The sequence below is a fragment of the Rhodoferax sp. GW821-FHT09E07 genome (assembly GCF_059416145.1).
Genome location: NZ_JBWKOP010000005.1, coordinates 162140 through 178731, shown reverse-complemented (window position 1 = coordinate 178731; position 16592 = coordinate 162140). Strand labels below are relative to the sequence as shown.

Genomic DNA, 16592 nt, shown 5'->3' with positions numbered 1-16592 from the left:
TAATTAACCGAACCATCTTGATTTAAAGCCCTATAGATTGCCGCAACGAAAGCGAATTCATGTTAAACAGAATCCAGCCCAGTGAAATAAAGAAGAATGTCGTGCATACTGAGCATACACGTACGACCCACTGCATAAAAGGCCCGGTAAAGATTTGCAATTTATTAAATCCCGCAAGATATGGCCGACACATCTCGTAGGCAACAATGATCAGCGCATTGTAAATACCCCAAAGAATGAAATTCACACTCGCGCCATGCCAGAATCCAGAAACGGCAAATGCTGCGACGGTTACAACAGCCATCGTAAGCTTGGGGCCAGCACCCTTGACAGTCGCAAACTTCCGGGCCAACGGGACATAAACATAGCTAGTAATTGCCCGCATCAGGGAAATATGCCATCGCTGCCAGAATTCGACAATATTCCTAGATATTAGCGGGTTATTGAAGTTTTCTGGTGTCTGTATTCCCATCAGTTTTGAGGATCCTATCGCCATGTCACTGTATCCAGAGAACTCGAAATAGAGCTGGAATGTAAATATAAGTGCCCTGATCAAAAATTCCAAGCCTGAGACACTGAGTCCATCCGGGACAGGCAATCCGTGTGGTGCGAGAAGTGGCGACAGCACCAGCGTCTTGGTCGCCCCCCAAAGTATCCGGAAAACCAGCGGAATAATCTGGTTCGGACTGGGCAACTTTGGATCCTTGACTGACTTGTCAAATTCACGGTAATAGTGCATCGGCCCCGCAAGGAATGTGGGAGCGAAAAACAGATAATTCAGAACGGTTATGGGTTTTGGATTCTTGACCAGCCCACTCTGGTAGTCGCGCAGGAAGGTCAACAGTTTTACAACGAAATAGCTAATGCCGACAAACCCGGCCAGCGGCAATGCAGGAACCAGCACAAAGCCGATGCACTTGGCCACTGCCCACAAAAGCACAGCAGGTATCAGTACCCACATCACGGAAAGTCGCATGCGTATGAGCAAGACTGAAATAAGGGCAAATCCAAACAGGATCGCCAATGGCACCGGCGCGACTTTGAGCCCCATCGAAATAAGCCCCATGCTGACTACCAACAGCATGATTTGAAAAATCCTGTTAGCAGCCTGTGATTTAGCGGTGGCGCCCACTATGCCGGTAAATATGCAGGCAAACCAGTAGATACTCCAGCTAAACATTTTTGGCCTCAATAATTTTCATCAGCTTTTCTTTGTTTTCCTTGCGCGCCATCTTCCCGGACGTGGACTTGATCAGCCATCTGGGAGGCAGAAGCCGGATCAATGATGCCGCCACGCCCAATTCGTAGGTGATCTTTGTCCTGATTTTGCTGACCACGATTTTCTTTTCCGACTCTTCTGCCAATTCGGTTTCCGCCAGAATGGCCAGCCGTTCTGATCCGGTTGCGTCATCTGCAAGTCCAAGCGCAACGACTCGCCCTGGTATCAGTCCGGGAATGCCGAACAGCAGCTCCTCGATGTCGCCGGCGTGGAGGTTTTTGCCCTGAATGATGATGATGTCCTTCAGACGGCCAGTAACATACACCGCATCGTTGCTGACGAAGCCGGAGTCCCCGGTGCGGTAGTATCCATCCGCAGTAAATGCTTTGGCCGTCGCTTCAGGATTGTTCCAGTATTCTGAAAACATGAAATCGCTTTTGATGGCGATTTCGCCAACTGCAGACACAGATTCCAATTCGGACTCAGGTTCCAATATCTTCAGGCTGACGCCGGCAACCGGACGCCCGCAACTGACCAATATCCGAACATCCTCGCTACCTGATGGTGGAAGAACCTGACGACTGGCCAGCGCCTCCTTGGAGACTTCCAACAACGCATCCATGGAATTTGTCAGCTGGGTCACTGCAAACACATTTTCCGCCATGGCATAAGATGCACCCAAGCTAGCGCGCGTGCAGCCAATGCCCTCGAATGCCTGCAAAAATTTTTCCTGACTCTGGCATGTAACGGGTTCTGAGCAGTTGGTCCACAAGCGAATGCTGCTCAGGTTCCAGTTGGCCGCCCCGATCGCACGCTGTAGCCCCTGCGAAAGATATGTGTATGCGAAATTTGGCAACCAGCACAGCGTCGGCTTGTATTTGGTAATGGCATCAAATAGCAGGCCGGGTTTTGCAGCCCACGTGAGCGTCGGAATTTCAATAATGCTTATACCGGCCAGCATCGGAACAATAAAACACGAAATCAATCCCATGTCATGGTAGAGCGGAAGCCAGCTTACAACGACATCCGTTTTCGCATCCAGTGCAATGGCGTTGCTGTAGGCTTCGAAATGCCGGACAACACTGTGGTGGGACAATGCAACGCCCTTCTGGAGTCCGGTCGTGCCAGATGAGTGCTGGATGAACGCAATATCTGCCCCGCGCCGCTGAACGCTGGGCGCAATACACCGGGCTGCGACATCCGATGGCGATATCACTCCGACTCCAGAAGGCAGCTGCACGCTGGCATCCTTCAGTCGGAACAATGTTTCATTATCGATGACCAACATCTCTGGGGCCATGCTGTCCAGGAAATGGACAATTGTCTTACGCAGTTTCTCCGGCTCAGTCTTTGACGAGAAAGGAGGCATCATGGCGGGCACATGCCCGGCCAGCATAGCCCCCAAAAATGCAGCATGCAGATCCCGTGACGGATACAGGCAGACAGCTATCCTCTTTCCGAAGCCATCACCAAACGCAGCGGCGTACTGCAGCGCACGCTCTTTAAGTTCGCCGTATGTAACATCTATGCAATATTCGGGGCCGGCGTAGTACGTGCACCATTTTCGATCCGGCTGTATTTCTGCCAGGGAAAGGAAGCGATCCCCAATTGACTCACTCACGCGCCCCTGCGTAACTGACGTCATATATTAAAGTTCTTCCAATTTTTCCGGCACAAACTCCAACAGCAGCGACAAACTACCAAGGGTCTCTCTGTTGATTTCTTGATCGTGAATGCGAATTCCCGGAAATTCTGCCTCCAACGCGGTCGCCAGCCTGACCAACCCAAGAGAGTCACAAATTCCTACCTCGATGAAATCATCGCCGGGATCAATACCTGCTTCAGCATCTCCCCCCATAAACAGATCTCTGATGATGGTCATCAATTTTTGTTCTGTGGTCATTTTCATTCAATATCTATTTAAATTAAGCTTCCGAAAGTGTGAGCAAGTTAAAAACCCGTTCCCGCTTGGCACTGTACTTTCGATCGTACAGCCCACCCAGCACCAACCTGACTTGGCTCAAGCTGAAATGCGACTCAACATTGGAGCGATCCAGAAACAAAGGGTTGTGGTGCGCCGAAATGGGTTCGCAATTCGTGCAGAACACCTCGGCATAGTTTGCCTGAACGATCGATCTGAATGCAGCGGCACTGTAGGAGGACTCTTCACCACCTACCCAGGTAAAGCCTGAGACCGGATGCCCCAATCGGGACTCCAACTGGCTTTTCGACTCGATGATTTCTTCATGGAATTGGGAATCCGTCAGATCTTTTGTGAGGCGCCTGTGATTCATTGAATGGCAGGTCACTACGTGGCCGCGCCGCTCCAAGTCCCGCACATCATCCCATGACATTGCCAGATTCCCCGTATGCAATCCATGGTGCGAAATCCGATGGTCGATGGCAAATTGTTCCTGCGCATCGCTGGCAGCATCCAGGAAAGCGACGGGGATCATGAACCAGCCAGTAAACCCAAACTCTTCCAGCAACGGTGCCGCGACTTCATAATTCGATTTCAAGCCGTCATCAAACGAGATCAATATCCCCGGCTTCTCGCTGCGCCAATCCCCGCCTGCAATAAGTCCCCGCAGCTGCGTTTGATTGCAGTCAACATATTCAGATGCGTACCACTCCAGCTGCTGGCGAAAGTTCGAAGCAAATTGCTCCGGCGTGTCATGGTAGTTTAAGGCGCGGACATAAGGCATCTTGGGCCTGTTAAACCAACGGTCGGTCAAACGATAAGCCAACGCCGAACCCAGGACACTTCCCGTCGCAATTTTTGCGACCTGCTTGATAGACATTTGCAATTCAACCTTCAATACATCGCATAGACAAAATCAGAAACGTTCTGATCGGTTGAATCTTTCAAGCGCAGTTCTTTCGCCATCTTCCGCAGTTCCGGACCGAGGGCAGCCAGCTCTTTCATTCCATGCCGCTCCCAAATGGCAAGCAGGGCGGCAACCGTCTCCTCCTGGGGAACAATCGATGCAGGCTCATACACGTCTTCAAAATAGCTCGCCGTGTCTGCCTCGATCTGGACCGGAATCGTCGCGGCAACCGCTGCCTGAAGCGGTGCCAATTTGGACTGGAATAATTTCAACAAATCAGCATCAGTCAAGGTCAAACTCCTTCTTCCATGAATCATCGGTTACGATGGCCGGTTGTTCGGTCCGGTACAAAATGTACCCCCCGAGGACCAGTGCATCTATTTCCGTCCGCAGAAAACACCTGTACGCATCCTCAGGCGTGCACACAATGGGCTCGCCGCGAACATTAAAGGAACTGTTTACCAGTATCGGGCAACCGGTTAGCGCCTCAAAGGATTCCAGAATCGAGTGGATCCGCGAATTGACGTCCTTACTGACAGTCTGGACACGTGCGCTGTAATCGACATGCGTGATAGCCGGTACATCGCTACGCACCGAATTCACAATTTGCAGCATGTCTTCGGGATCAGCGGCCGGCTCAGGATACAGCCGACGATCTTCCCGCACCGGAGCTACGATCAACATATAGGGACTGTCTGAATCGAGCTCGAAATAGTCAGACACCCGATCCCTGAGAACCATGGGCGCGAACGGCCTGAAGGATTCGCGGAACTTGATTTTCAAGTTCATGCGCGACTGTGTGGCTGCCGAACGCGGATCACCCAGTATGGAGCGTCCGCCGAGTGCCCTGGGGCCGAACTCCATCCGGCCTGAAAACATTCCTACGATTTTTTCTTCAGCCAAAAGAGCCGCTATTTCCTTGGCACCACCGTCAGTCGCGTCCAGCTTGTGGTGCACTGCCCCTGTTCGCTTCAGAAATGCCGCAATCTCGCCATCTTTGTACTCAGGACCGATGAAACTGCCTCGCTGCATGTCAGCACCTTTTTCCGGCGCCGGTCGGGTGCCGCCCAGCATTTCAATGTCCGCCAGATATGCCGCTCCAATGGCCCCCCCGGCATCGCCGGCTGCCGGCTGTATCCAGACATTGTCAAAGATACCTTTCTGAAGGATTTTGCCATTTGCCACGCAGTTCAGCGCCACCCCCCCGGCGAGGCACAGATTTGGCGCGCCGGTCATCGCACGCAGATGCTTCGCAAGCTTCAGCATGATTTCCTCGGTTACGCATTGAATGGAAGCTGCCAAATCCATTTCTTTTCGCGTAATGCGGGTTTCCGGGAGCCGTGGATCACCGTCAAAAAGCCGATGGAAGCGCTCGCTGGTAAGCGTTGCCCCCAGGTGGAAATCAAAATATTCAAGATTCAGCCTGAATGAACCGTCTGCCTTCACGTCTATTAAATGGCTCTTTATCTTTTCGGCGTAAATCGGTTTTCCGTAGGGCGCGAGTCCCATCAGCTTGTACTCGCCACTGTTGACCCTGAATCCGCAGTAATAGGTTACTGCGCTGTACAACAACCCAAGTGAATGCGGGTATCGGATTTCTTTAAGGAGTTCAATCCGATTGCCCCTTCCCACTCCCAAGCTTGTGGTCGCCCATTCTCCCACGCCGTCTACACACAGCAGTGCGGCTTCCTCAAAGGGCGAAGGATAATAAGCAGAGGCCGCATGGGAATAGTGGTGCCGCGCATGAAAGATGGAAACCTGACAGTTCAGCATCTTCTCAAGATGCTCTTTAAAATATGGTTTTACGCCGAAAAAAGACCTTGCAGCTTTGGCAAAATGCAACTCTGACGCGGGCGCAAACGCAACCGACGATCTGATAATCCGGTCCGCAGTCAGTGCCGGGTCATCGTAAAAGGCAATGGCAGACAAATCCACGCCATCCACCTCAGCCTCCTCCAGGCAATAGTTGATGGCATGCCGGGGGAAGCCGGCATCATGCTTGCGCCTCGTAAATCTTTCCTCTTGGGCCGCGGCGATGATCTTGCCATCCTTCAGGATGGCGGCAGCGGAATCATGATAGTAGGCGGATACGCCCAGCACATACCTTGTCATTTTTTATTTCCCTGTTCAGGAGCCAGCATATTAGCGAGCGACTTGCCGATGACTTCATGGGCCAGCGGTGTCAGGTGGCAATCGGTCTGGAATCTGAATGTCCTCCGGACGCTTGCCGGGTAGGCCCAGAGGTCGTCAACAGCGTGATGAACAGTCGCATTGTTTGCCTCGACGAACTCATCAAAACGCTTACGGATGTCCGCATAGCTCGCCGTTTTTTCAACGTATTGATAGACCGGCAGGATCACGATTTTTACCGGCACCTTGGACTTCGCAATCCATTGCCCGAGAATGGCGCTCATCAACCGCCACCCCCGGCCGTCCGCCGTTTTGTACTCCGGCAGCGGCTGGTAGCGGGTCAGTTTTTGGATAGAGTCCTTGAATTCCGGGCCAAACATGTTCACCAATTTGCGCAGCGCACCGAGTCGGCCAACCGCATTCGACCTCGCCACCGACTGCTCGGCTGCGAGGCTGTATGGCGCCTGCACAGGAACGCCCCGCAGTACCAGCTCATTTGCGGCGGATAGTTCGTACCATGGCTTGGGAACTATCAATGGCTGACCATCCCGGTCACTCCACTCCCTGCTTTCCAGCACGATTCTTTGAATGTTTTCCACCAGCACGCCGATCACCACCATGTCGTGTTCGACTTTTTCCGCGTATTGCTGGTAAATCAGGTACTGCTGATCTGTCCCACTGCCGCTCAAACCGAAATTCAGGACTTCGGTGTCGTCAAGATTTTTTTCTAGCACCTCAGAATATCTCTTCCCATTGCTGACTCCATCGCCCGCTGTGTAGGAGTCACCGAAAACCAGAATGCGCTTGCTCTTTGATTTCTCGGGTGTGACCTCGCTATTACAGCGGAATCCTTCCTGGTTGGTCTTGATGAGATAGCCACCGCCCTCATGCTCAACACGCAGCTTCAGTCCCGGCAGGAACCTGTATCCGAACATCGCATCGTGTTGCATCAGCTGGCGGTGGGACGGTCCGTGGCCGCCAGCAGGTGTCCCGCCATTCTCAGATCCAGCCTCTCTGCCGCACCGATTTTGATGATTATTTTCAGTCATGTTAGATACCAGATTGATTTTTTCAAAGGCGTGGGGACGGCGTCCTAGCGCAACCACGTCTGGAGCGTCGATGCACCAATTGGCTTGTTCACCTCGATCTTTTCCAAATACCCAGGATCAACCGACTTCCACAGTAGTTCAAACTCCCGTATTAATAATTCAGGAGTCTCCGCGCCATTGGCGATGCGCTGATTTGGGCCAGCAAACCAGAACTGCTGAATATTCTCTTCGATCTGGAGAATCATGCCGGCATGCTCATAAAACTCACCCGGCTTGTATTCGGTGTTGACCATGAGATAAGGCTTGCTGCTGAACCAAGCCATGGTCGCCGGCCCAGAACCAGCGCCCATATGCATTGCCGATCCATGAATTAGGGCCATGTCTTGTTCCACACCTGTGTGATGATCTTTAGCCAATATGACATTGCAGCAATTGCGCATACGCTCGTCAATCTCTCCTCTTGCACAAATGACAATGAATTTGACCGGGTATCGCGTTTCACAATACCTAAACAAGGCGATCCAGCTGTCCAGCTGTGAATTCCTATGCTGATGCCAACCTTTGTTATTTCTTATATTGATGGTGACCGGAACCTGGAGGTACGCATTTTCTCGATAAAAGTTGTCCGTCCAATCCTTTAAAAACGGGCGACAAGACAGGAGGGGAATTGAGCTGTGCTCCTTGTAGTGCTCCAGCAGCAAATCATTGAAAACAATGGGACTCAGATATTCACGCGTCGCCATGCTCCAGCCGGAAGGCCAGACATGGTAACGGTCGGCATTGTCGGCAATCAGGCGATGCAAGTGCTTGTGCGAGTTGAATACAAAGAACGCCCCCAGCTTCTGATTGACCTGCGCCAGCGGCAGCAGTGATGCAACGTGGTAGAGGACGTTGTCTTCGGTAACGGTGCCGGCAAACACGGGGTCCGAAGATGCAGGGTTGACGGGATCGTACACAATGGCGAAATCAACGATGTCCACTTGATGCTTCTGAGCTAGCACTAGGGACGCTTCCTGGAATAACAAGAGGTCCCCCACGCTGAAAGGCTGGGACGATGTATCGTAAATTGCCAATATTCGGCGATCCTGGGATGCGCCATCTAGAAGCAAATTTCCCAGAGCAGAAAAAGCCCAGGTGGTGAATCGCAATAAACGACGCACCGGCCGGTATACGGGGCGGAGAAATGATCGTATCTTGTCCCGTCCCCTGTGGACAAGGACCGCGAAATAGGAACGCCCGTCATTATTTTCAGAATTCATGCTAGTTCAGCTATGTCCTCATTTGTCAGGGGATGAACGTGCCATTCCACCCGACACCGCTGCCAGACCAGCCCGACAAACGGCGTCACGACAGCCATGACCCCAAGATACCCTAGCGCCACGCCCTCCACTGAGTAATATTTCCCAGCGATGATCACAACAAACCCGGTCAGCGCGCCACCGGCGATGGATATTCCCAGTAGTGGTTCTTTTTTGTGCGCGCGCAAATAGGTTGACATGGGCAATGAGGCCACCAAGATTATTGTGGCGACCAGCAAACAGGCCGTTGTAGATGGCGACAACAAACGTGTCGCCATTGGATGATGGAGGGCACCCAAGGCGTAGACCAAGGTCCAGATGCCAAGAGCTCCAGCAGATGTCACTGCAACAACGACCGCGGTCAGCCGCCAGAACACTCTGTCCAGTTCGGCATATTTATTCTGCGCAATCAGCATGCCGAAGGACGGTGCCTTGGGAGCAATCCAGCTCGAAGCTACCGACGTCAACGCTGCAATGAACGCCCAGGTCATCCCCATTTGTCCAGCAACGATCGCACCCTGATAATGAAACAGAACCGGCGTAAACAGCGAAAAAGTAAAATAGCCGCTGAGCCAGCTCAGTGAAACCCGCCACTGCATTGGCAATATGTCATCGCGCCAGTTCAAACGCGGGCCCGCTGGATGGCCAAACATGATTACCTTGATAAAACCTCTGTATCTGCTCCCGATCATCACCACCATTGCAATCAAGGCAGCAATACCCGTAATGGAAGTCACCCACAGCCCACACCCGAAATAGATACCGCACCAAGCTACGGTACTCGATGCGATGGACTGAATCAGCCTGTACCGATAGACATTCGAAACCTGGTTGCAACCCTCCAGCAGCGCCCACACCGGCATGAAACACAGGTTAACTCCCGTCACAAGGCATAGCACTGCCCACGGCCAGCCCCAGACCGCCACATGTTCCCATCCGGTTGAGCCAAAAAAAACAAAACCTCCCATGACCAGGAAAATTGCCGCAGCCGCCCCGGCGGCAAGATACCAGCGCAGTGCAAACCGACCTAGACTTACAAGTCTGGATAACGCATCTGGATCACCTGTCAGCCGTCCCTGTGCGTCGAGAGCCAGTTTTGCCCATTCATGGCTGGCGTAGGCACTGATAACCGTACCCAATCCAAGTTCTGCAAATACTTGCATTGCCTGAACTGAGAAAAATGTGTAGTAATACCCCTGAAGCTCTGGAGGAAAAAAGGCTGCGATCAGCAGGGTCGTCATCAACCCGGCAACCATGGTCCAGATCTTTCCGGAGATCGCAAAGAATACTGCGCGATCTATGCCCAAAAATCGAAAGACCCTAACCCTGAGTTGGTTCAATTCAAACATGCCGATCAGAAACAATGCAAAGGCTATCCGACTTCCACCGAGCCACTGCAAGTGGGTATTCTGTCTGTGCAAGCATCAGGCTCTCCAGATTGCCAATGTCACGGTGGTATACATTGTTGTGAAAGGTATTGATGCGCCCCATGAAATGCGGAAGCACTTCCGTACTGAAATCGATCACCTCTTTACCTAAGCTGGCCATGAAATCAATGACGGTAGGCGCCAGAATATAGACAGCGGCATTGGCTAAGTTGCCGGGCGGCTCTTTGACCTTTTCGTGGAACGCGATGACCGAACCCTGTCCATCCAGCTCCACAATGCCACAGGTCTGCGGTATATCGGTGTGAAAGGTCATCATGGTGATATCGATGTTGCTGGCCCGTTTGTAAAACCGGTCCGTGAACGCACTCACATCAAACAGGGACAAGTTGTCTGCATGAATCAGCATAACCGGGTCTTGCTTGAAGAAAGCCCTGTTTTTCAGGACGGTACCAGCCGTGAGCAAAAGCCGCTCCTCCATGACCGTGGTGATGTGGACAGGATAGGAGCAGCCCGAAACATAGGTTTGTACTTTCTCCGACAAATAATGCAGATTTATGAGAATGTCCTTGATGCCGGCATTACTCAAAAGCTCAACCCAGTGGTCAATGAGCTTCCGTCCGTTGATCTCAACTAGGCACTTGGGCACTTTGTCCGTCAATGGGCGCAGTCGCGTGCCCAGACCGGCGGCCAGCAGGAGGGCACGCATCAAACAAGCTCCTGCAGCAATTCACTGGACTGGATAGGCGTGTTGCCCACACGCCCGACCTGGACCGCAGCCGCCAGCGAGCCCAGACAGGCAGACTCCCAAATATTGCCACCGCTGGCCAGCGCCAATGCGCTCGTGATCAACAAAGAGTCACCAGCGCCGGCAACGTCCTTGGGCGCCGTGTTCAGCGCACCGACCCTATCCGTCAGCCAGTCACTGGTATGCCCGTTGCCCGCATGGATCAGGAGGCCCTCTTCGCCGAGCTTGAGCAATATATTGTGCGCCGCTGACTGGTGCCTGAGAGTTTCAGCTAAGACAACCAGCCCGTCCTCATGATTGCGGGCACTGATGCGCGCTTCGCGCTCGGTCGGAGTGAGTAGATCCATCCCCTTGAAACGGCTGATATCACCCACCTGGGACGACGACTGGCTATCGGCTGCCAGCAACACGCCATGTCGCTTAGCACTCTGGATAATCTTCTCAACCAGGGGCTGCGGAAGACAGCCGTAGTTGAAGTCGGAAAAAACCAGTAAATCCATCGTGTCAAGCACTTGATCGATCTCCGATAGGATTTGTGCTTGATGCGCCACCGATATGGCACCCTGGTGCAAATGACTCACGCGCAGCAGGCTTTTGCCCTTGCAACGATAGCGCTGCTTCAGGGTGGTGGGCCGGCTGTCATCAAGCACTAGGTGCGATTGCACGCCGGCATTGGCCAGCCCCTTGACGGCAAAGTCTCTTGCTGCATCAGCGCCTGTCACGGATATGAATCGCACCGACGCGCCCAGCCCTGCCGCGTGCGCTGCAACTATGCCCGCGCCACCTATAAAGCGAGTCGAGTCGATGGGCGTAACGACGATGGTAGGATCCTCCTGGGACATCCCCAAGGGCTGGCAGGTTATGTATTCATCAACAATGAGGTCACCGACAACACATACGCGAAGCTTGGCAAACTGCTGCACCAAACTGGCCAGCCGAGCGCGCTCTATACTATGACGCGCAAGAAAATCCTGAGGTAGGGAGATAGAGCGCGAATCAAATTCCCGAAATTCCTTGCGGATCAAGTCCAGCGATGAAAACACCGTCTCGCCCGAACTGAACAACAGCTTGCCGCCATATTGCGCCAACGTTTCGGATTCCGGGTTAAACAGAGACTCGTGCTCTTTGCCCTTGACCACAAAGTCGGGGCGCAGCCGCTCGATCACCACTGCCACGGGCTCATCCACGATGAATGCATCGTCCACCCAGCTGTTACTTTGAACCCCTTCCAGACGGAGTTGCTCCGGCACATGAGCAGCACTACCTGCAATACGGTCGCTTTCTACCGCGACGATTAGGCGACCGCCGTACTCTTTTGCGAAACGTAGCAGGCGAAGATGCCCTGGGTGCAGCACGTTAAAGTGCCCTGATACAAAAACAGTACGCATTCGCAATCGTCCTTACGCTGATGGATTCGCTTTAGTCCGCAAACCCAAGAAAGATTTTTTCATTCCTATTAACCAGAAACCGTGCCGCCGCAGATGTGAGGTGTGCATCGTCGAATGCCGTGAGATCTGTCGTTCGGTCTGAATTCAGAGTTGCCAGGCAGCCGGTCTTGTCACAAAAAGTTTGAAATGCAGAGACATAGTCAAGCTTGAGGTTACGGGCAATCAAATTCAACTCCCAATCCAGTGACTCGATTGGTTTCAGTAGCGCAGGAACTAGGCGTTCAGGCGGGGCGCTGGTTTCATGCGAACGCATGAAGTCAACCACTTCCAGATGCAATGCCTTACCCCAATGCGGCACCGGCCCCACCAGCACAATCCGCTGCACCCCTGCAGCGTGTAATTTTTGTATCGTTTGCGGCAATTTTGCAATTGAATTTTCCGGCACGGACTGCGGCCAATCATGCGCCAGCACCACGGTTGCCGGCCGGAGCGCGGCAATGCGCCTGAAAACATCATCATTGATGGTACGGCAAAGAGGCCTATCTTTCTTGTCAAAATCCAGGATTGGCGGGCATGAGCTGGATGTGAATTGCGCGACGGATATGCCTTTGCCTTGTGCCTCATCGTCCAGAGCGCGATACAACATAGCCCCGTGCGAATCGCCCCAAATCAGCATCATCGGCACCCCCGCCTTCACCTGTGCACATTCGGCCGCGAAATCCTGTTCAATGCCGGCCAACAGGCAGCGGTGGTTGCGGAAGCTTTCGCGGTAGTCAAATTGGTAATCCAGAAATGGCCTGACCGCTTGCGGGTAGCGGCTGACCCAGCCGTTCTGGGAATACGTCAACACGCCTAGCGCAGCTGACAATACCATCGCGCCTAACAGGCACTTGGCGATCGCTTTGGCTTGCCATCGAGAACCATATCGAAATGGCTTTTCAACAAATCGATATGTCAGTACGCTCAATACAAAGGCCAGAGCGACCATGCCGAGCGTTGTCAGCCTGGGGTGATCCATACCGACCGAAGTCATGCGACCAAACGTCAGCAATGGCCAGTGCCACAGGTACAGTGGGTAACTGATCAGGCCAACGGAGACCATCCATTTATTTGCCAGTAGCGTCCTGTTGACGACACCGCTGCTACCTGCGGCAATCAACAGCAATGCCCCTGTGGTCGGCAGCAATGCCCACCAGCCCGGGAAGCTGCTGGCCTCATCAATGGCATAAATACTCACCGCGACCATTGCGAGGCCTGATACCGACGCTACTGACCGCATGGTGATGGCGAACTTGCCGATCTGGCCAAGCACAGATGAAAGCTTGTCCTCTAACTCATCATGATGGTGCAAATGAAGATAGGCCAACAATCCGCCGACGAGCAATTCCCAGAACCGACTAAATGGCAGGTAAAACGTGCCTACCGGATTGCTTCGCACTCCTGAAACATTAGTCAAAAAAGATATGGCAAGCAGGATACAGATCGGGAACAGCGCACGCCATTTTCGCGATGTCGCGAATATCAGCAGCAAGGGCCACACCAGGTAAAACTGCTCCTCGATGCCCAATGACCACAGATGCAATAGCGGTTTGAATGCGGCAGCTGCATCAAAATATCCCGACTCACTCCACAACATGATATTGGAGACAAACGCGGCGCCCGCGACCATGTGCTGCCCCAGCAATGTATATGCCTGCGGCTCAAGCAACATCCAGCCGAACATCCAGCTACTGGCCAGCACCAGCACCAGCGCGGGAAAAATACGCCGGATTCGGCGCACGTAAAAATCAGCCAAACTGAAGCTGCCGCGCTCCAATCCATTGATAATGATGCCGGAAATCAGAAAGCCGGAAATGACAAAAAAAACGTCGACTCCGACAAAACCGCCCGATATGCGCTTTGTGGCGTGAAAAGCCACAACTGCAAGCACCGCAATTGCCCTTAGGCCATCTATGTCAGGGCGGTGAACCAAGCTGGAACTACTTGACATCCGCTCAAGGCTTTATGGCCATATCAGGAAGAGGGATCAGGAATTTTCCACCAGCATCAGTAAAGCGGGCGTGCTTCTTCATGATGGCATCAGAGTATTGCCATGCAAGTATTACGACAATATCAGGTTGCGGCTCAGCATAAAGTTGATCGGAAGAGTGCACAGGAATATGGGCACCGGGGCTGTACATTCTGAATTTGAGCGGATTGTCATCCACGATGAATTTCATTCGGGTCTGGAGTTCAAAGTGGTATAGCAGCGTGGTTGTCGTTGTTGACGCGCCATAGGCCACAACCGTCTTGCCCCGAGCTATTGCGTTATCCACATACTCCAGAACAGCTTGCTTGCGCTTCTCGATGGCCAGGTAGAAGTCGCGGTAGATTTCCGGATGCGCAATGCCCCGGCGGTCTTCTTCCGCAAGCATTTGCAAATAGGGTTGCGTCTTGGCGCGCTTACCCGTGGACATGGGTTGCGCAAACCCGCGGATGGAGCCGCCCTTGGTCGCCACGCGTTCAACATCAAACAGCGTCATGTCAAGGCTGTTGAAGAATCGCTCCAGCGGAATCAGGGCGTGATGCGAAACGTGTTCGTGATAAATGGTGTCGAACACGAAATTATCGATGATGTCAGGAACATAGGACACCTCGAAAACAAACACGCCATCGGGCGCCAGCAGACTCCTGATCCCTTTGACAATGTCTGCAATGTTGTCTGCATGCGCAAACACATTGTTTGCGCACATAAGCATGGCGGGACCATTTTCAGCCAGGATTTGCTGGGCGATTGCGTAACCGAAGAACTCCGGCAAGGTTTTAACACCCTCGGCGGTCGCTGTGGCTGCGATGTTTTTTGCAGGATCCACACCAATGACACGCAGTCCATGTGCCTTGTAAGCCTTGAGCAGCGAACCATCGTTGCTGCCAATCTCGACGACCAGCGAAGCGGGCGGTATTTGCAGTTCAGAAACCACTGCTTGCGCATATTGTCTGAAATGCTCAACCAGCCCCATGGAGGCGGAGGTGCGGTATGTGTAATTCCGGAACAATATTTCCGGATCAACCACATCCAAATTTTGCAAGTGTCCGCACTCGATGCAAAGATAGGTGTCCAGTGGGAACAGTTCCTGCACCTCGTCAAGCTGTTCCTTTGCCACGAACGCATCGCCAATCGCGGACGGAAGAATGGGCAATACCAATTCGAATCGGGTCGAGCCACAAAGCCGGCAGTCGTTACGGTGTTTATAGTGTTTCAAATTCTGCTCCAGGCAAGGTGCGCTGTTGTGTGGTCAACATCAAAGGCCGGTCATTGATCTGGCCAGTTCTTCCGGCCAGATAACTGAGACGCCCCCGTCCACAAAAATTGCCTGGCCATTGATGAACGATGCTTTTTCGCTGCATAAAAATTCAAGCAGATTGGCTGAGTCTTCTGCGCGCCCGATAGTTCCCATCGGCACAAATTGCTGATACAGACGCATCAGGGCTTCGTTGGCCAAGTAGTAATCCCGGGATTCTGCTTTGAGATAGGTCAGGGGCATGATTGCATTTATGCGAATACCTTTGCGCCCCATCACCCAAGCATTGTATTTTACCAATTGATTCAGTCCGGCCTTAGCCACATGGTAACTTTCGGGCTGCGAACCGCCGACAAATTCAGCGTAAACAGAGCTCACCACCCCGATTGCACGGTCCCCATCCTGGCTGAAATGGTCGGCAAAGCCATTGATAAGCAAGCGGGTTGCGGTCAGTGAGACTTGTATTTCACCCTGCCATGGATCGCCGCCCCCCCGATAGCGCTGGCAAAAAATCAGATACCGGATGTTTCCACTAATGCGCAATACATCCTGAACCACCGCGTCGCTGGAAGTCATGGTCTCCAGATCCGCTGCAACGTGGTTCAAATGCGCAGAGGCAACGAGAGGGTTGCGTGAAAGCACCGTAACTTTGTAGCCCTGCTCGTGGAATTTGTTTGCGACCTCCCGCCCCAACCCCTTGGATCCACCCACGACCACAACATGACCTTTGTCGCTCATACGGCTTGCCCCACTCGCTCGGACAATTCTTTCTGCCAGGCGCCGATAGTTTCCGTGCTGGAATCCTCGGACGGTGCAAACTCTGCGAAAGTCGTCCCGTCCCTGACGAAAGGTCCATTAGTTATTTCATGCACGACCAGCACATCCGACTTGATGATCAGTGTGTGGAAAAAAGGTTTTGACATGCGATAGTAAAAGGGACTGGTGTCGCTGCGTGCCGCAAGCTTCACAATCTGCGCGATGCTGCCATCATCCTCAAAGACGACGATGTCGACTTCCCCGTGCACAACGTGGAATGCCTCGCTTTTACTCGGGTGCTTGTGCGGCCGAATGTAGGAGTCTGACCGGATGGCAATGAACATCTCGTGCAGGGTATCGGCACTGTCGGGATGCAGGTTGATACGCACCCGCCCTTTGGCATTGCCTACCAGTTCACTGCGCAGGTATTCAATCTCGGCCTGGCCAATTGATGCGATTGGGCCGAGCGCGACGTATACGTCTGCGGTTTTCTTGATCAGATTCACGTTA

At 52.9% G+C, this 16592-nt stretch carries 15 protein-coding genes; all 15 read right to left on the bottom strand.

Annotation, left to right across the window (positions count from 1 at the left end; genetic code table 11):
* Positions 1–22 precede the first annotated feature (22 nt).
* Positions 23–1180, bottom strand: coding sequence for an MBOAT family O-acyltransferase (locus AC07OE_RS11315; protein ID WP_495070665.1), 1158 nt, complete (start codon positions 1178–1180; stop codon positions 23–25).
* The gene (locus tag AC07OE_RS11310; protein ID WP_495070664.1) at positions 1173–2864 is read right to left on the bottom strand and encodes an AMP-binding protein; all 1692 of its coding nucleotides are present in this window, start codon (positions 2862–2864) and stop codon (positions 1173–1175) included. Before AC07OE_RS11310 ends, AC07OE_RS11315 begins: the two co-directional genes overlap by 8 nt.
* A 3-nt stretch (positions 2865–2867) precedes the next feature.
* The gene (locus tag AC07OE_RS11305) at positions 2868–3128 is read right to left on the bottom strand and encodes an acyl carrier protein (RefSeq protein ID WP_495070663.1); all 261 of its coding nucleotides are present in this window, start codon (positions 3126–3128) and stop codon (positions 2868–2870) included.
* A gap of 16 nt (positions 3129–3144) precedes the next feature.
* Complete coding sequence (locus tag AC07OE_RS11300) at positions 3145–4020, bottom strand: polysaccharide deacetylase family protein (RefSeq protein WP_495070662.1); 876 nt, start codon at positions 4018–4020, stop codon at positions 3145–3147.
* Between the two features lie 14 nt (positions 4021–4034).
* Positions 4035–4337, bottom strand: a complete 303-nt coding sequence (locus AC07OE_RS11295) for a hypothetical protein (RefSeq protein ID WP_495070661.1) — start codon at positions 4335–4337, stop codon at positions 4035–4037.
* Entirely contained in the window at positions 4330–6159 is a 1830-nt protein-coding gene (locus AC07OE_RS11290; protein WP_495070660.1) for a carbamoyltransferase family protein, read from the bottom strand. The genes AC07OE_RS11295 and AC07OE_RS11290 overlap by 8 nt, the downstream gene beginning before the upstream one ends.
* Positions 6156–7226 carry an SGNH/GDSL hydrolase family protein gene (locus tag AC07OE_RS11285; protein WP_495070659.1) on the bottom strand — a complete coding sequence of 357 codons (1071 nt, stop codon included), beginning with the start codon at positions 7224–7226 and terminating at the stop codon, positions 6156–6158. The genes AC07OE_RS11290 and AC07OE_RS11285 overlap by 4 nt, the downstream gene beginning before the upstream one ends.
* 44 nt (positions 7227–7270) lie before the next feature.
* A complete protein-coding gene (locus tag AC07OE_RS11280; protein WP_495070658.1) occupies positions 7271–8206 on the bottom strand; it encodes a hypothetical protein in 936 nt (311 codons plus the stop codon).
* Between the two features lie 275 nt (positions 8207–8481).
* Positions 8482–9873: a polysaccharide biosynthesis protein gene (locus tag AC07OE_RS11275; protein ID WP_495070657.1), complete on the bottom strand. Its 1392-nt coding sequence runs from the start codon at positions 9871–9873 to the stop codon at positions 8482–8484.
* A complete protein-coding gene (locus AC07OE_RS11270; RefSeq protein WP_495070656.1) occupies positions 9866–10618 on the bottom strand; it encodes a nucleotidyltransferase family protein in 753 nt (250 codons plus the stop codon). Before AC07OE_RS11270 ends, AC07OE_RS11275 begins: the two co-directional genes overlap by 8 nt.
* Positions 10618–12045, bottom strand: a complete 1428-nt coding sequence (locus AC07OE_RS11265; protein ID WP_495070655.1) for a PfkB family carbohydrate kinase — start codon at positions 12043–12045, stop codon at positions 10618–10620. Before AC07OE_RS11265 ends, AC07OE_RS11270 begins: the two co-directional genes overlap by 1 nt.
* A gap of 31 nt (positions 12046–12076) precedes the next feature.
* Positions 12077–14035 (bottom strand): acyltransferase family protein, encoded by a 1959-nt coding sequence (locus AC07OE_RS11260; RefSeq protein WP_495070654.1) that lies wholly within the window; start codon positions 14033–14035, stop codon positions 12077–12079.
* A gap of 4 nt (positions 14036–14039) precedes the next feature.
* Positions 14040–15287: a methyltransferase domain-containing protein gene (locus AC07OE_RS11255; RefSeq protein WP_495070653.1), complete on the bottom strand. Its 1248-nt coding sequence runs from the start codon at positions 15285–15287 to the stop codon at positions 14040–14042.
* A gap of 39 nt (positions 15288–15326) precedes the next feature.
* Positions 15327–16064 carry an SDR family NAD(P)-dependent oxidoreductase gene (locus AC07OE_RS11250; protein WP_495070652.1) on the bottom strand — a complete coding sequence of 246 codons (738 nt, stop codon included), beginning with the start codon at positions 16062–16064 and terminating at the stop codon, positions 15327–15329.
* Positions 16061–16588 (bottom strand): WbuC family cupin fold metalloprotein, encoded by a 528-nt coding sequence (locus tag AC07OE_RS11245; RefSeq protein ID WP_495070651.1) that lies wholly within the window; start codon positions 16586–16588, stop codon positions 16061–16063. Before AC07OE_RS11245 ends, AC07OE_RS11250 begins: the two co-directional genes overlap by 4 nt.
* Positions 16589–16592 lie beyond the last annotated feature (4 nt).